This is a genomic window from Pseudomonas sp. WC1 (assembly GCF_050586565.1).
Taxonomy (GTDB): domain Bacteria; phylum Pseudomonadota; class Gammaproteobacteria; order Pseudomonadales; family Pseudomonadaceae; genus Aquipseudomonas.
Window position 1 is genome coordinate 1 of sequence record NZ_JBOBDQ010000092.1, and the last position, 15,103, is coordinate 15,103.

Annotated in this window: 10 protein-coding genes and 1 rRNA gene; 3 read left to right on the forward strand and 8 right to left on the reverse strand. The window is 63.0% G+C overall.

The features are described from left to right. Positions 1 to 59: 59 nt before the first annotated feature. Positions 60 to 175: ribosomal RNA gene (gene rrf, locus ACQ4OD_RS25535) — 5S ribosomal RNA — on the forward strand. A 360-nt stretch (positions 176 to 535) separates the two neighbouring features. Here rrf and ACQ4OD_RS25540 read toward each other — a convergent pair. The 6 genes from ACQ4OD_RS25540 to ACQ4OD_RS25565 all read right to left on the reverse strand — a co-directional run bounded on the left by ACQ4OD_RS25540 (position 536) and on the right by ACQ4OD_RS25565 (position 8,110). Further along, positions 536 to 1,003 carry an SRPBCC family protein gene (locus ACQ4OD_RS25540; RefSeq protein ID WP_139667785.1) on the reverse strand — a complete coding sequence of 156 codons (468 nt, stop codon included), beginning with the start codon at positions 1,001 to 1,003 and terminating at the stop codon, positions 536 to 538. Positions 1,004 to 1,035: 32 nt separating this feature from the next. After that, entirely contained in the window at positions 1,036 to 4,467 is a 3,432-nt protein-coding gene (locus ACQ4OD_RS25545) for an amino acid adenylation domain-containing protein (RefSeq protein ID WP_430945157.1), read from the reverse strand. Positions 4,468 to 4,477: 10 nt separating this feature from the next. Then, a complete protein-coding gene (locus ACQ4OD_RS25550; RefSeq protein WP_198755717.1) occupies positions 4,478 to 5,407 on the reverse strand; it encodes a diiron oxygenase in 930 nt (309 codons plus the stop codon). Continuing rightward, the gene (locus ACQ4OD_RS25555; protein WP_139667779.1) at positions 5,404 to 6,180 is read right to left on the reverse strand and encodes a DUF3050 domain-containing protein; all 777 of its coding nucleotides are present in this window, start codon (positions 6,178 to 6,180) and stop codon (positions 5,404 to 5,406) included. Before ACQ4OD_RS25555 ends, ACQ4OD_RS25550 begins: the two co-directional genes overlap by 4 nt. Positions 6,181 to 6,779: 599 nt before the next feature. Next, positions 6,780 to 7,340, reverse strand: a complete 561-nt coding sequence (locus ACQ4OD_RS25560; RefSeq protein ID WP_139667777.1) for a hypothetical protein — start codon at positions 7,338 to 7,340, stop codon at positions 6,780 to 6,782. A gap of 77 nt (positions 7,341 to 7,417) precedes the next feature. After that, complete coding sequence (locus ACQ4OD_RS25565; RefSeq protein WP_102685160.1) at positions 7,418 to 8,110, reverse strand: GntR family transcriptional regulator; 693 nt, start codon at positions 8,108 to 8,110, stop codon at positions 7,418 to 7,420. A gap of 270 nt (positions 8,111 to 8,380) precedes the next feature. Here ACQ4OD_RS25565 and lapG point away from each other — a divergent pair, with 270 nt between their 5' ends. Both lapG and lapD read left to right on the forward strand, forming a co-directional pair. Continuing rightward, positions 8,381 to 9,082, forward strand: a complete 702-nt coding sequence (gene lapG, locus ACQ4OD_RS25570) for a cysteine protease LapG (RefSeq protein ID WP_139667775.1) — start codon at positions 8,381 to 8,383, stop codon at positions 9,080 to 9,082. Positions 9,083 to 9,092: 10 nt separating this feature from the next. Next, positions 9,093 to 11,039: a cyclic di-GMP receptor LapD gene (gene lapD / locus ACQ4OD_RS25575; RefSeq protein ID WP_430945158.1), complete on the forward strand. Its 1,947-nt coding sequence runs from the start codon at positions 9,093 to 9,095 to the stop codon at positions 11,037 to 11,039. Positions 11,040 to 11,093: 54 nt separating this feature from the next. On the opposite strand, the gene ACQ4OD_RS25580 is transcribed toward lapD, so the two are convergent. Both ACQ4OD_RS25580 and ACQ4OD_RS25585 read right to left on the reverse strand, forming a co-directional pair. Beyond that, positions 11,094 to 11,435, reverse strand: coding sequence for a hypothetical protein (locus ACQ4OD_RS25580; RefSeq protein ID WP_046857559.1), 342 nt, complete (start codon positions 11,433 to 11,435; stop codon positions 11,094 to 11,096). A 160-nt stretch (positions 11,436 to 11,595) separates the two neighbouring features. Continuing rightward, a partial coding sequence (locus ACQ4OD_RS25585; RefSeq protein WP_430945159.1) for a type I secretion C-terminal target domain-containing protein occupies positions 11,596 to 15,103 on the reverse strand: 3,508 nt, incomplete at its 5' end.

Consider the following 15,103-nt stretch of genomic DNA (forward strand, 5'->3'; position numbering starts at 1 on the left):
AAGTAGAGACTACAGAGATTCGCAGGTGCGTCCCCAGGACGGACCAGCACACAGAATTTCTTGACGACCATAGAGCATTGGAACCACCTGATCCCATCCCGAACTCAGTAGTGAAACGATGCATCGCCGATGGTAGTGTGGGGTTTCCCCATGTGAGAGTAGGTCATCGTCAAGATTCAATTCCAAAGCCCCTGATCGCGATGCGATCAGGGGCTTTGTCTTTTCAGGGTATCGATGCGTGAAGGTCCCGCGTGAGATCGTCCAGCTCCCTGCGCTGGCACGAAGGGAACAGTATTCAAAAGCACAGCACGGTCCCTGTAGGAGCGGCTTCAGCCGCGATCACCCGCGAAGCGGGTGCCAGACACCGAGTTGCTTGCATCGCGGCTAAAGCCGCTCCTACAGAGATCTCTTTTTGCTGTGCAACAGCACAGCCCGAAGAGCTATCCCCGCCCCCCTGATGTTCAAGACACAAAAAGGCCGCTCCCGGTCGGGAGCGGCCTTTTTGCCATCGGGGCACACGCCCCTTCCAGTGATATCAGCTCAGCAGGTTACGCACATTTCCCATCGCCTCATCGGCAAAGCCCTGCAGAAATGCCTGGAAGCCCGGCAGTGCCTCCGGCCCGCCTTCCCATGGCTCGGCCTGGATGGTCCAGGTAGCCCGGCTGTGTTGGAGATCGATCGCCTGCACTTGCATGGCCGCCCACAGATTGCCGATGTTCAAACTGGTGTAGATCAGGCTCCAGGTCATGTTCATGGCCTGATCGTCACGGGAGTTCAACTGCTCGATCACCACGTTGCCATCCTTGAACAGCTTCTTGCGCACCGAGCGCACGCCGCTGCCGGTCATCTCGATATGCGCCAGGGCAGGAATGAACACCGGGAAGCCAGCGAAGTTGCCGACGATGTTCCACACGTTGGCCGCCGGCGCGGCGATCTCCACGCTGGAAACCACAAGACAGCCTTGCGGGTTGCGGATCAGGGTATCGGGTTTGAGTGCTTGCATTGGGATGTTGCTCCTGTTGTACATGAAAGGGATCAGATAAAGCCGATGTCGGCCAGGTAGCGGCAGCCGCGACTGAGCAGCGCCGGGTCCTTGCTTGGGTAACGGGCGCCCATGCGCTGCACGCCGGCACGAGCGTTGTCGTGGGCGATGCCGGAGATGTCACCGATGTCTTCTTCGAAACCGTCCAGGTAGAAGCCCAGGACGTCGTACAGCGCGTTGTCGCTATCGACCCTGGCCAACTGGCGCTGCCATTGCTCGATGCTGACCAGTTCGAAGGCATGGCCCTGGGCATGGAACGAAGCCAGGTAGTCACGCCAGCGCAGGGGTTCGGGGTTGTGCAGGTTGAACACGCACCGGCCGGCCTGGTGACGGCTGCTGTGGAAAGCGATGAAGCGGGACAGGAAGTCCACCGGCATGAGGTCGAAGTCGATTTCCAGCTCCGGCACCTGGCCCAACTGCAGCGAGCCCTTGAGCATCAGCATCAGCCGGTTGCGCTGAGGCTGGCAGGCCCCTGTGCGGCTATCGAAGGTGATGTTGCCGGGGCGGAACAGGTTGACCCACACGCCTTGTTCACGGGCACGGCTGAGGATGCGCTCGCCGACCCATTTGCTCAGGTTGTAGCCATTGCGGATGTAGATCGGCGGGGTGTCTGCGGGGTCGCTCTCCAGCACATGGCCCTCGCCATCCACGGCGCTGCAGGCGGACAGGGTGGAGACGAAGTTGAAGATTTTCTTGCGACGGCCCTCACACAACCGCAGGCATTCGAACAACGGCTCGATGTTGTCGGCTGCCAGTACCTCGTAGTCGAGCACATGGTTGACTTGCGCGGCGTTGTGCAGCAACGCGCCATAGTTGCTGTCCAGGTAGTCGTAGTCGGCCTGGGCCAGACCCAGTAGTGGCTTGCGCAGGTCCGCTTCGAATACCCGCACGCGGCTGCGGTCCAGGGTGACGTGGTTGTCCCGCAGGGCCTGGGAGAAACGCTCATCGGCGGATAACCCTGCGGCGCTGCGTACCAGGCAAGCGACTTCACTCGCGCCCCACTCCAGCAGGGCCTCGACCAGATGCACGCCAAGGAAGCTGTTGGCCCCGGTGACGATCACCTTGTGCACATCGCCCAGGCGCTCCAACGGTTGCACCTGCAGGCCCAGTTCGCGGTTGGCGTCCTGCTCCAGGCGTACCAGGGAGGTTTGCAACGCCTCGTGATCGCCATCGAGCAGCGCGCCCAGGCGCTGCAAGGTCGGCTGTTCGATGAAGCGGTTGATGGCCACCCCCTGGCCGAAGTGCTCCCTGACCTCCAGCAGCAAGCGCGACAGCAGGATGGAGTGACCGCCGAGATTGAAGAAGCTGTCGTCGGCGGAAATTTCGCTTTGTGGGAGCTCCAGCAGCGTGCTCCACAGGCGACGCAGGCGCTCCTCGGTCGCGGTCCGTGGTTCGATGCGCTGGCTGGTTGGCAAGGTCAGTGGACGCAACGACAACACCCGGCGATCCACCTTGCCGTTGGCGGTATAGGGCATCTGCTGCAGTACCTGATAGAACGTCGGGCGCATGTAGTCGGGCAGGTGTCGCTCGGCATGCTCGCGCAGCAAGGCTTCGGCATCGGCCCGTTGCGGGTGGGCAAGGAAGGCCAGGACCCGCCGCTGGGCGTCGATCACCACCGCCACCTGGGCGAACAGCTGGCTATCGCGCAGGCAGTGCTCGATTTCTTCGGGTTCGACCCGGAAGCCACGGATCTTCACCTGGTTGTCTCGCCGGCCGCACAGCTCTATACCTTGTTCGGTCCATTTGCCGATGTCCCCCGTACGGTAGGCGCGCAGTGTGCGGCCTGCGGGCAAGCTCAGCTCGACGAAACGTTCGGCGCTCAGTTCGGAGTTGTTCAGGTAACCCAGGCCGACACCTGGCCCGGCGATGTACAGCTCACCGGGGGTCTGCTCACAAACCGGCTGCAGGTGCTGGTCGAGTATCAGCACCTGGGTGTTGGCAATCGGCAGCCCCAGGTTGCGGTTGTCGTCGCCTGCAGCGAACACCCGGGTTGTGGCCAGCACGGTGGTTTCGGTCGGCCCGTAGATGTTGTGCATGTGGCATTGCCCGGCCAATCGAGCGATGACTTCCGGTTCGCAGACGTCGCCACCGGTCACCAGGTGACGCAGGCCCAGGTGCAGATCACGGGGAAGGATACTCAGCAGCGCCGGTGGCAGGAACGCGTGGCTCACCTCCTCTCTGTGGATAAGTTGTACCAGCCGCTGCGGATCGCGACGCTGGTCCTCACTGGGCAAGACCAGTTCCGCGCCACAGGCGAACGTCGGCAGGATATCCAGCAGCGAGGCGTCGAAGCCGATGGTGGAGAACTGCAGTACCCGGCTGTGACGGTCCAAGCCCACATGCTCGCGATACCAGGCCATGAAGTGCGCCAGGTTGCCCTGGGTGAGCAACACGCCTTTGGGTTGGCCGGTGGTGCCGGAGGTGTAGATCGCCACGCAGGCCTGGTCGGCGGCAGCCTGGCGCAACGCCAGGCTGGGCAGCGGCAAGTCCTGCGGAAAAGGAAGGTTGCGCACATCAACATCAGGGATATCCACAGGCGCCTGACCGTCGTGCAGCAGAACGCAGGCGCCAGCGTCGTCGAGGATCAGCTGGCGGCGCTCGGCCGGCGTGGCCGGATCCAGTGGCAGGTAGATGGCGGCGCAGCCCAGCACCGCCAACAGGCTGGCGTAGAGCTCGGGTGACTTGCCCATGCACACGGCGACCACAGGCGGCTGTTCCCCGGCGTTGGGCAACAGCGGCAACAAGGCCTGCTGGATGACGGCGGTGCGGGCATGCAGCTGCTCATAAGTGCAACGCAGGCCGTCGTGGTTCACGGCATGACACTCTGCGTACACACGCAGACAGTGTTCCAGGTCGCCGATCAGGTCTGTTTCGGCCTTCTCCAGCAAATCGGCGCGTAGCGTGCGGTTGAACGGATGTCGGTAAGCCAAAGTGTCCAGCCAGTCCAGGCTGTGTTCGCGCTCCTGATCTCCCGGGTTCACCGCAGGCGTTTCCTGCAAATGCAATGGGTTGCGGGCGAAGCGGGTGACCTGCAGTGCCAGTTGCTCGCACAGGGCTTGCAAGGTGTCCTCACGCAGCTGTTGGCCATTACCGGAGCGCGGCGTGTGTATCGGCACGCGATGGATCAGGCGCTGGGCGCTGGCACTGCCGCACCAGCACAGGGCCTCCAGTTGCGGCAGGGTGTCGGCGCAGCTCGCACCCAGGCGCAGCCTGAGCAGCGGCGTGCCACCCAGGGGCTGCCAATCACTGCTGCTCAGTGCCAGGCTGCCATCCTCCACCACCAGGTCGGGATGGGCCGACAGCTGCCGGGGCAAGGCCTGGGCGCTATCGGCCCTGGCCGAGCCATGTCCGTGCTCGGCGAGCATGCGGGCGAACTCCTCCAGGGGCGGGCTGATGCCCACCAGAAGTATGTCGAGGCGTCTCATGTCTAGGTCCTCAGGGCAGATAGTCGCGCAGGGCGTCCTGTACGCAGGGCGACTCGAGCATCGAGCTGCTGCGGAAGAAACGCAGGATGTTGCCCAGCAGCGGATGCTGGCAGTTGATCGGGTAGGCCAGGCCCAGCACTTCCTCGCGCAGGGCCTGGCGCACCGTGTCGGTCACCGGCAAGGCGTCGATCAGGGCACAGTCGAAAGCCTGCTGGATGTCGTTGGTCAGGTACTGGCGCAGGAACAACGGCAGTACCTTGGCGATCATCTGGCGATCCGCCTCGGGCGCGGTATGCCAGTAGATGCGCGTCAGGCGCGCCCAGAAGCTCGAGTGACGACCTTCGTCCAGCAGGTGATCGGCCATCAGGCCCTTCACCGAGGGCTTGACCGAGTCGTCGCGGGCAAAGGCCGCGACATCGTCGGTCAGGGTGTTCTCGGCGATGCCCACGCAGATCAGCTCCAAGGCGTCACGCAGGGCCTCGGGTACCTGTTCCAGCGCGGCTGGAATGGCGCGGCTGAGTTCGATTTCCTGGGGCAGGGCGATCGGCTCGATCCCGGTCAGGGCGATGGTCTGCTGCAGGAAGTCCATCGCCACCAGGGCGTGATAGTCCTCGTCCACCACCACGGTCATCGCGTCGTAGCGGCAGGCGAACGGGAAGCGCACGGCAAAGCGGTCCTTGGCGATGCGCCGGGCGGTGCGGTCGACGATCTCGGTCTCGAAGATCACCACGTCATTGATGAACTTGTAGAGGCTCTGTACCAGCACGAAGTCGCGCAGCTGCGGGCACTCGCGCTGGAACGTCGCGCCGAGCACCAGGGGCTGGCGGCTCAGGGGGTAGATCAGGCGCTGGTCATCCTCCACCAGGCGCCGGGGCCGGGTGCGAATGGTCGCCCTGGCCTCCCAGGCCTCGGCAAAGGAGCGATACTCGAGGGCATTCATGGGGTGACCTCGGCAACAGCCGCTTTCAGCGATGTACGCAGGCGGTCCCACAGGGCCATGCGGCTGTCCACCGCGGCGATGGCGGCCACGTAGACGTCTTCCTGGCGCAGCGGATCATGATCGACCAGGCGTGCCAGCAATTGCTCGGCGGCGGGGCCGTGGTCCTCGGAGTCGACTTCGATGTGACGTTGCAGGTAGTAGCGGAAGGTCGGCGCCTGCTCGGTACCGATGCCCCACTCGTCGAGAATTTGTTGGAACATCGCTGGAATGACGCTTTCCCGCCCATGCAGGAAGGCGGCGGCAACTTGGTGGGCCGGTGCCTCGATGGCCACTTTGAGGGTGTCGCGAACGAATCGCTGCGCGGCTTCACTGGCGCCGCAGCGTTGCAGCGCGTCGAATGCCGCGACGCCTTGTTGCTGCAGGCTGACGAAGCGCTCGATGGCCTGGGTGCTGGCACCGACTTCGCGCATGGCATCCAGGTACAGCTCGAAGTGGCTGTAGTGACCATGATCGAGGCGATCGTCCGATTCCTCGCCCAGGACGATCTCGTTGATCAGGCGCGCCGCAGCCGGGTCCCTTGGTGGCAGCCAGGGCAGGCTGACGCAGGTCAGCTCCTGCTGCAGGCGCTTGGTCAGCGACATGAAGTCCCAGACGGCAAACACGTGGGTTTCCATGAACCCACGCAGCGTCTCCAGAGAATCGATTTCGGAAAATAGCGGGTGCAGGGAAAGTTCATGTTTCTTGTCGGAAAGTGTGCGCTTCAATGTGCTCATGATGAGATCCGTTTAGAGGTGATATGCAGGGACGTTATGCTCTGGAAGTTGCAAGGCAACTAAATGCCGGGCGAATGAAGGCCTCGAGTGAAAACTCGAATTCGAACAACAGGCAGAGGCCAGCAGGGCGTGTTTGGCGAGGTGTCCACGGTGACGCCTGGCCGCCCTTGGCTGGCGATATAAAAGTTAGAACAACTTCAAAGTTGGTCGCAATTGTTTTTTTGATTATTTTATGTTCGGACTTTTCTTGAAATATAAGTACCTGAATAAAACATTGAGTAAGTTTTATTTTGGCAATACGTGCTCCTTCCGATAATTAACGATCAGAAAAATAGACACAGAGTGAATGCCTCACTCGGAGCACGAATGAACGGAGATGGAGAGAGGGACTATTGAGGGGCGGCTGATCGCTTGCGGTCCTTGCCCCGGTGCCAGGTTCCTTCTGCAGGTGAATGAAGAGGCAAACGGCCAGGTCCACGTCTGATGATCAGCGGCCGCTGCGGGGGGTAGAGTGTGCCCAAAATGCTGGCACTGCCATGGCCAGGCACTGACCAGGCAGCGGAAAAGCCTTGATCAGCGCACGGATGGCAAGAGGAGAATTAGAAGCTCAGCAACCCGAGGTGGGCGTTGAAGATGCGCACCAGGCGCTGGTTCAGCAGCGAAGTATCGACCGCTTGCACCGGTAGCTCAATCAGCTCCAGCTCCCTGCGTACCAGGCTGTGCCAGCCGAGCATCGCCGCCAGCGAGCCCGGCGGATAGAGCACGGTCATGGGGATATGCAGGGGCAGGTAAGTGGTGCTGAATTGTGGGCTGTCACAGCTTGAAACAAACAAGTGACGAGTCAGGCCCGGACAAGCACCTTGCACTTGCTGGATCAGGGCCAAGGCGATGTGCGCGCCCAGGCCTTGGGCAAACACGGCATGTGGCTGCATAAGGTAGGGCTGGAGCTGCTCTACCAGGGCCTGGGTCAGGCGCCCGGAAATGGGCAGAGATTGTTCGAAGTCGGCAATGGAGGGGACATCGACCGCGACCAGCTCGATGGGGTCGCTCAGGGTCGTTGCCCAGGTGCGGTACTGGGCAAGTTGCTGCCGTGTGTTTGCCAGGCAGATCAGGCGAATCCTGGGCGGCTGGTCGGGCATGGTGTCCTGTCGAGTCTGCACGTGCACTGCCGTTCCTTGTGGCGGATCGTGTCGACGCAGCGGGTGGTCGCCAGGGGCGGCTGCGCGGTTGGGCAGGATCAGTTGGCCGATTGCCTGTCGAGGTACTTCCTGATGGTGCGCGCGGCATGGTTGAGGTGTTCTTCCAGGAGCTTCACGGCCTCGTCCACCAGTCTGTCGTTGGCGGCATCGACAAGGGCAATGTGGTCATCCTGGGTGAGTTTGCCCAGGCCCATCGAGGACAGATGGAAACGTAGGAAGCGTTCCTCTTCGTTCAGCTCGATCTCGATCATGCGCAGCAGTTTCTGGTTCTGCGCCTTGCTGTAGAGGGCCATGTGGAACAGGCGATTGAGCCGGCCGATTTCGGCATGACGAGTCTCGGTCTCCAGTTGACGGATGTAAGCCCTGGCCTGGGCGATGTCGCCGGCATCGAGCAAGGGGATCGACTGGCGCAACGCCTCGGTCTCGAGCAGTACACGCAGGGCGTACGTGTCGACGGCGTCTTCACCGATCAATGGCGCTACCACGGCGCCTTTGTGCATCACCACCTGCAGCAGCGACTGGGCTTCGAGTTGGCGCAGCGCCTCGCGCACAGGCATGCGACTGACACCGAACAAAGTCGCCAGCTCTTGCTGGCGCACGGCGGTGCCCGGGGGCAGGCGGCCATCAAGGATGGCACTGCGCAGGCGCTCTTCGATAACACCCCGGGCCAGGTGCGGTGGTACTTGTTCGCTACCCAGTACGGTGCTCAGGAGTTTGGGTTTCTCAGCCACGCGGGGTTCGCCTCGGCAACATGAAAATTGGATCCAATAACCCTAGTGAGGGAAGGGGGCGCTTGTCAAACGGATTGATCAAGCGATGCGCCGTGGCGCAGAGTCAAAACGCGGCTATCGTGAAGCAAGTTGCCGGCATTGGGAAGATAGCCAAGGTCGCCAGCCCTTGTACGAAGCGGGTTTGCCGACAGTTGGCAGCATGATCGCACGGTGCCATTGTCTTTTGCGTCTCCAGCCCGCACCATCGCTGCTTTCGACTGATCTGAACGGGTGTCCGCAGTGGCGATACCTTGGCCTCTCAATGCGACCGCACGCCGGCTCGGCCTTGCCGTGCTGCTCGGCTGTCTGTGGCTGGGCGTGTCCCAGGCGGATTGGGACTTCTCGCAGATCAGTCGCCGCGCTCAGGCGCTCTACGGCCCGATGGGCGCGGGCCAAGGGCGTATCGATGCCTGGCAGAACCTGATGGTGACACAGAAGCAGGGCAGCGAACTGGAGCAGCTGCAGGTGGTCAACCTGTTCTTCAACAAGCAGCTGCGCTATGTCGAAGACATCGACCTGTGGCACGAGGTCGATTACTGGGCCACGCCGGTACAATCGCTGATAAAGGGTGCGGGCGACTGCGAGGATTATGCCATCGCCAAGTACTTCAGCCTGCGGCGCATGGGCATTCCGGCGGAAAAGCTACGCATCACCTACGTAAAGGCCTTGCGCCAGAACCGTGCGCACATGGTCCTGACCTATTATTCAAGCCCACAGGCCCAGCCGCTGGTGCTGGACAGCCTGATGGACGCGATCAAGCCGGCCAGCCAGCGTACCGACCTGCTGCCGGTGTATGCCTTCAACGGTGAAGGCCTGTGGCTGACCGGCGCGGGCGGCAACAAGAAGGTCGGCGACACCAAGCGCCTGTCGCGTTGGCAGGATCTGCTGAAGAAAATGCAGGCCGAAGGGTTCCCGGCCGAACCGGTTTACTGAAGGAGCACAGATGTCACTGTTCAAACAATTGCTGCTAGCCATTTGCCTGTTCCTGGTGATCGCCTTCAGTGGCAGCTTCATGGTCAGCCTGGAGAGCTCGCGCAGCCAGTACGTCAACCAGCTGCGTTCCCATGCCCAGGACGCCGCGACCGCGCTGGCGTTGTCGCTGACGCCGAACATCGACGACCCAGCGATGGTCGAGCTGATGGTCAGCTCGATTTTCGACAGTGGCTACTACTCGAGTATCAAGGTCATCGACCTGGACTCCAACGCCGTGTTGGTCGAGCGCCACGCCGAGCCTGACGCCGGCGGTGTGCCGGGCTGGTTCATCCAGCTCATCGGCCTGGAGCCGGCCGGTGGTGATGCCCTCGTCAGCCGCGGCTGGCAGCAGGCGGCGCGGGTCGAGGTGATCAGCCACCCGATGTTTGCCCTGGGCAAACTCTGGCAGAGCGCCCTGGGCAGCCTTGGCTGGCTGCTGCTGTGCGGCGCGGTGAGCGCGGTGCTCGGGGCACTGCTGCTGCGCCGTCAGTTGCGCCCGCTCGACTACATGGTGGCGCAGTCCCACGCTATCGCCCGTCGTGAGTTCCTCAGTCTGCCCGAGCTGCCACGCACCCCCGAGCTGCGCCGAGTGGTGCAGGCGATGAACCAGATGGTCGAGAAGCTCAAGGCACTGTTCACCGAGCAGGCCGAGCGCAGCGAGAAGCTGCGGGCGGAGTCGTACCAGGACAGCCTCACCGGCCTTGCCAATCGACGTTACTTCGAAATGCAGCTCAATGCCCGGGTAAGCAACCTGGAGGAGGCCCGTACCGGCTACCTGCTGCTGCTGCGGGTCCAGGACCTGGCCGGGCTCAATGCCCGCCTGGGTGGCCAACGCACCGACCAGTTGCTGCAGGCGGTGGGTGAGCAACTGCGCCGTACCTGTGCGAACTACCCGGAGACCAACGACCTGATCACCCGCAGCCGTGGCGGCGAGTTCGCGGTGCTGGCGCCGGGCATGGTCCATGACGAGGCGATCCAGCTGGCCCAGGCCCTGGAGGCTACCTTGCAGAGCCTGCACGAGACCGGTGCCAGCGATGTCGACCCGGTGGCCTGCATCGGCCTTGCCCCCTACAGCCCCGGCGATGCGCCGCAAGCGCTGCTCAAGCTCGCCGACGAGGCCCTGGCCCGCGCCGAGAGCCAACCCACGCCGGGCTGGGTATGTCTGGAGCAGGGAGCCGCGGGCCAGGCCGCCGACAGTCACCATGCCTGGCACACGCGCCTGGACCAGGCGCTGGGCAAGGGCCAGTTCGAACTGTTCTTCCAACCGGTCGTGGACGCCAAGGCGCCGGAGCGGGTGCTGCACTACAAGGTCATCTCGCGCCTGCACGATGAGGAGGGCGAAGCCCTGGCGGCCGGCCGCTTCCTCCCCTGGCTGGAGCGCTTCGGCTGGATGGCGCGGCTGGACCTGCTGGTGCTGGAGAAGGTGCTCAAGCATCTGCAAGGGCATGGCGAAGCGCTGGCGCTGAACCTGTCGGCCGCCACCCTGGCCGACCCCAAGGCGTTGCAGCGCGTCTATGAGCTGTTGGGACAGCACGTCGCGCTGGGGCAGCGACTGACCTTCGAGATCGGCGAGGAGCAGCTGCCCGAGCAGTCAGTGCTCGAGCAACTCACCCGGCGCCTGCGCACCCTGGGCTTCAGCCTGGCACTGCAACGCTTCGGCGGGCGCTTCAGCATGATCGGCAACCTGGCCCACCTGGGTCTGGCCTACCTGAAGATCGATGGTGGCTACATCCGCAACATCGACCAGGAACGGCACAAGCGCCTGTTCATCGAAGCCATCCAGCGGGCTGCGCACAGCATCGACCTGCCGCTGATCGCCGAGCGGGTGGAGACCGAAGGGGAGTTGAAGGTGCTGCGGGAGATGGGCGTGCAGGGTATCCAGGGGCAACTGGTGGGTGGGCCGGCGCCCTGGCGTTAAGCTGGCTCGGCGTTATCGCGGGGCAATTCGCACCGCGATGCGCCGCCAGCATGATCAGATCAGCCCGCCTTCCTCATCTTCCTCGATCAGGTTGTTCAGGCTACCCAGCGCCTTGCGCGCGGTGGAGCGGTTGAGCAATTTGGCCTGGGCGCCGGGCGGCAGGTCGGTGATGCTGAACACGCCTTTGGCAGTCAGCACCTCGATCAGGTCTTCCAGTACCCGGATCATGTCCAGATCGCTCTGCTTGAGCTGCTTGAGGCTGTTCTCAACGACATCGTCGGCGAACCATTCCTGGATCTCGGCACTGTCGGCGGGGACCATGTCCGTAAATCCATCAAACCCGGCGGCTTCCACTCGCAGCAAACGGCCGTCAGCGTCGCGTTGCACGTAGAACATGGCGGCGTCCCTCGTCACGATGATTCCTTGTTGGTAGTCAGCAGCATAGGCAAAGTTCACCGGGCGTGTAGGCCCGGTGCACGAGTATGCGCGTGAAGCGTTGGCGGGGAAAGCCCGCCCCCGACGCGGCGGCCGTTGCCGGCTGCCGCGGGGGTGGGGATCAGCTGTTGGAGTTGTCGATCTTGATGGTCGGGTCGCCACCGCTGATCAACGAGTTGATCGTGGTGTTGGACCAGTTGACCCCTTCGAGCTTGATGCTCACATCGGCGTTGGCCAGGCCGCCGGCGGCGTTGAGCTTGCCTTCGGTGCTGACTTGCAGGGTCGACTCGCCATTGACCGTGGTGATCTTCAGGAAGTTGTCGATGGTGCTGGCCTTCTCGCCCTGGAGCAGGTCGCTCAGGTCGAGGCGGTCGCCTTCGCTCGCCTTGAAGTCCTTGATCACGTCATTGCCCAGGTCGCCGGCCTTCCACACGAAGGTGTCGGCACCACTGCCACCGGTCATGATGTCATCGCCCTTGCCGCCGATGAGGATGTCATTGCCGGCACCGCCAAACAGGATGTCGTTGCCTTCACCGCCGAGCAGGGTGTCGTTGCCGGTGCCGCCGAGCAGGATGTCGTTGCCCTTGCCGCCGTCGATGTAGTCGTTGCCACCCTGGCCGAAGATGATGTCGTTGCCGTTGCCGCCAAGCAGGGTGTCGGCGCCGTCGTTGCTGCGTGAGACGTCGAACTCGGTGTAGTGCTCGGTGATGTACTTGTGCATCGCCCGTGCGTCCACGCTGCCCGCGTCTACGCCCAGCTTGTCGGCGACATAGCCGCGGATCGCCTCGACACCGGTACCGGCAACACCGTCGAAGACCATCAGGTCGCCGAAGATGATGTCGTTGCCGTCGCCACCATTGACCGTGTCGTTGCCCGGTTGGGTAACTTCGGTATGGCCGAGGATGGCCTCGGCCAGCTTGCTCGGGTCGATGTTGGTCTGCGGCTTGCCGTCGGTGTCGTACGGTTTCAGGTCGTTGGTGTTGACGCCGTTGTTGAGGCCGATGGCCTCGACGGTGGACAAGCCTGACAGGAGCTTGAAGCTGTCCATCGAGTTGTTCAGGGCCGCGTTGTCTGTGTAGTTGCCGTAGCCACCACGCGAAGACAGCTCGTAGGTGCCGTTACCTTCCGCGTGCAGCTCGCCCGATACGCCGTATTTCCAACCGTTGCGGTAGTACTGCACTTGCAGGTTACCGGCGTTGTCGATGCTGACGTAGTTGGTGTTGCTGCTGTCGATGTAGCCGTTGTACGCCATGCCCGGCTTGTAGTTGATCGAAGCCAGGAAGGTGTCCAGGGTGATGCCCGAGGTGCCCAGGGTCGGGTTGGAGTTCTCGTTGGTCTGGTAGTAGGTCGGCTTGCCATCGGTGATGAAGAACGTCTGGTTGCTGCCGGTATTGCCACCATCCTTGAGGTTCTGGAACCAGTTGGCGGTGGTCTTGAAGGCGTCCTCGTAGTTGGTACCGCCGTCTGCCCGCAGGTTGTTCAGGGCATTGAGCAACTGTTGCAGGCCGGCATCGTTCAGGGTCACCGAAACGCTGCTCTTGACCTGGGTGGCGAAGTCCACCAGGAGGATGTTCACGGTACCCGACTGGTCGCCCTTGACGCTGGCGGTCAGGGTCTTGAACACCGACTCCAGGGATTTCTTCGCCGCGTCCACGCCGGACGAACCCATGCTGCCCGAGGTGTCGACGATGAAGGCGAGGTTGTAGTCCTGGCCCGGCACCACGTGCAGGCCGGTGACGTCGGCAACCACTACATCGTTGCCGTCGGTGCCGGTGATGTTGTCGCTGTCCGAGGACAGGTTGCTGGTGGTGTAGGCCTGCGGGTAGACGGTAACTTTGATGGTGCCTTCGCTGGTTGCCGTGCTGCCGCCGACGCTCTCGGTGGAGGTCGAGCTGACCTTCACGTCAAACTGGCCCTGGTAGTAGGCCGGCGGCTTGATGGTCAGGCTGCCCAGGTTCCAGCCGGTAACGTCCACCGCGTCCTTGCCGACGGTGAAGGTATGGCCGGCATTATCGGCCAGCACCGAGCCTGCCGGGATGCCGCTGAGCTTGACGCTCAGGGACTCGGAGCCGTCGGTGTCGGTGAGGTTGGTGCTGATGCCCACCAGCTTGACCGGGGCGCCGTTCTCGCTGCCTTCGTTGAGCTTGTAACCGTCGTAGTAGCCCTGGTTGTTGCTGCCGTGCAGGTCGCCAACGGTGACGCCGGCATTGTTAAGGTCCTTGACGCTCGGGTACATCGGGATGTTCGAGCTGTTGAGGTCGGTGACCGCGCCGTTGCCCACCTTGATGTTGACGTCCAGGCTGCCGGGGCCGGCCTGGTTGGCGTTGTAGATCTCCAGGGTGTAGTAGCCGCTGGTGGTCGGGGTGAAGCTGCCGGAGATGGCGCCGCTGGCCGAGCCCCAGGTGCCGCTGGCGACGTTCTTGCCGCCCACTACGATCTGCAGGCTGTCATCGGCGGTGCCGCTGAACGCGTAGGTCTTGCCGGCTTCCAGGTAGATCAGGCCGGAAGTCTTCGAGCCGCTGCCCGCAGTCACGCTGGCAACGGTGTCGACACCGGTGACGGTCTCGCTCTTGCTGGCGTTGCCGGCATTGGCGAAGACGTTCTTCAGCGCGTCGCCGGTGATGCCGTTGCCATTGCTGCCAAGGCCGGAGAGGCTGTTCCAGGTTTCCTTGAGCAGGCCGATGGAGTTGACGTTGTTGTTGCCGATGTTCAGGTCAGGCTTATCGGCCACAGGCGCGATATCGACCTTCATGGTCACTTCGCCGCCGGCGTTGGTGCCGTCATTGGGCTTGTACTTGATCTGCGCGTAGTCGGCCTGCTTGTTGCCCACGCCGCTGCCGCCATAACCGTCGACGCCCGACTGGTTGGCCAGCGGCACGAACTTGAGCTTGCCGGCGGCGATGTCAGCCTGGCTGATATTCTGGTTGAGCGAGACATCGACCCACGAGGTGCCGTTGAAGAACTTCAGGCCGCCCAGGTCCGGCAGCTTGCTGATGGTCACCGAAAGACCAGTGTTGCCATCGGCGTCGCTGACGTTGAAGTCGCCCCACTTGAACACGTAGTCGGTGTCTTCGCTGCCGGTCACCGCGCCGCCGGTCGACACCGGCGCATGGTCGTTGTCGATGATGGTGGTGGTGACGCTGGACTTGCCGGCGTCGACCTGCAGGTTCTCGAAGCCGCCGCCCGTGGCACCGCTGATCTTGACTGTGAAGTTCTCCGAGCCCTCGACCAGCTTGTCGTCGATGGTCTTGATGTCGAAGGTGGTGCCGCTGCTGCCGGCCGGGATCTTCACGGTGACCACACCGGTGAAGTCCTGGCCGTCGGTGGCGGTGCCGCTGTAGGTCAGGGTGATGGTCACCTCGGACTTCGACGGGTTGCTCAGGGTCAGGTTGTAGTGGGCGGTGTCGCCTTCGGTCACCGAGGTGTCGCCGCTGATGCCGACGGTGGTCAGGTCGCCCTGGCCGCTCGGCTCGTCGGTAACGCTGGTGGTGACGGTGTTGCTGCCCAGGGTCAGTTTCTCGAAGTTGTCGCCACCAGCGACCGACTCGATCTTGTTGACGATGTTCGGCTGGCCACCGAGGTACGGATCGTCCTTGGCGGTAATGGTGAAGGTACCGCTGGCACTGCCA

Excerpts from the sequence above, each read along its gene's own strand:
- ACQ4OD_RS25540 (WP_139667785.1), bottom strand. The coding sequence starts at position 1,003 with ATGCAAGCACTCAAACCCGATACCCTGATCCGCAACCCGCAAGGCTGT.
- ACQ4OD_RS25545 (WP_430945157.1), bottom strand. The coding sequence starts at position 4,467 with ATGAGACGCCTCGACATACTTCTGGTGGGCATCAGCCCGCCCCTGGAG.
- ACQ4OD_RS25550 (WP_198755717.1), bottom strand. The coding sequence starts at position 5,407 with ATGAATGCCCTCGAGTATCGCTCCTTTGCCGAGGCCTGGGAGGCCAGG.
- ACQ4OD_RS25555 (WP_139667779.1), bottom strand. The coding sequence starts at position 6,180 with ATGAGCACATTGAAGCGCACACTTTCCGACAAGAAACATGAACTTTCC.
- lapD (WP_430945158.1), top strand. The coding sequence starts at position 9,093 with ATGTCACTGTTCAAACAATTGCTGCTAGCCATTTGCCTGTTCCTGGTG.
- ACQ4OD_RS25580 (WP_046857559.1), bottom strand. The coding sequence starts at position 11,435 with ATGTTCTACGTGCAACGCGACGCTGACGGCCGTTTGCTGCGAGTGGAA.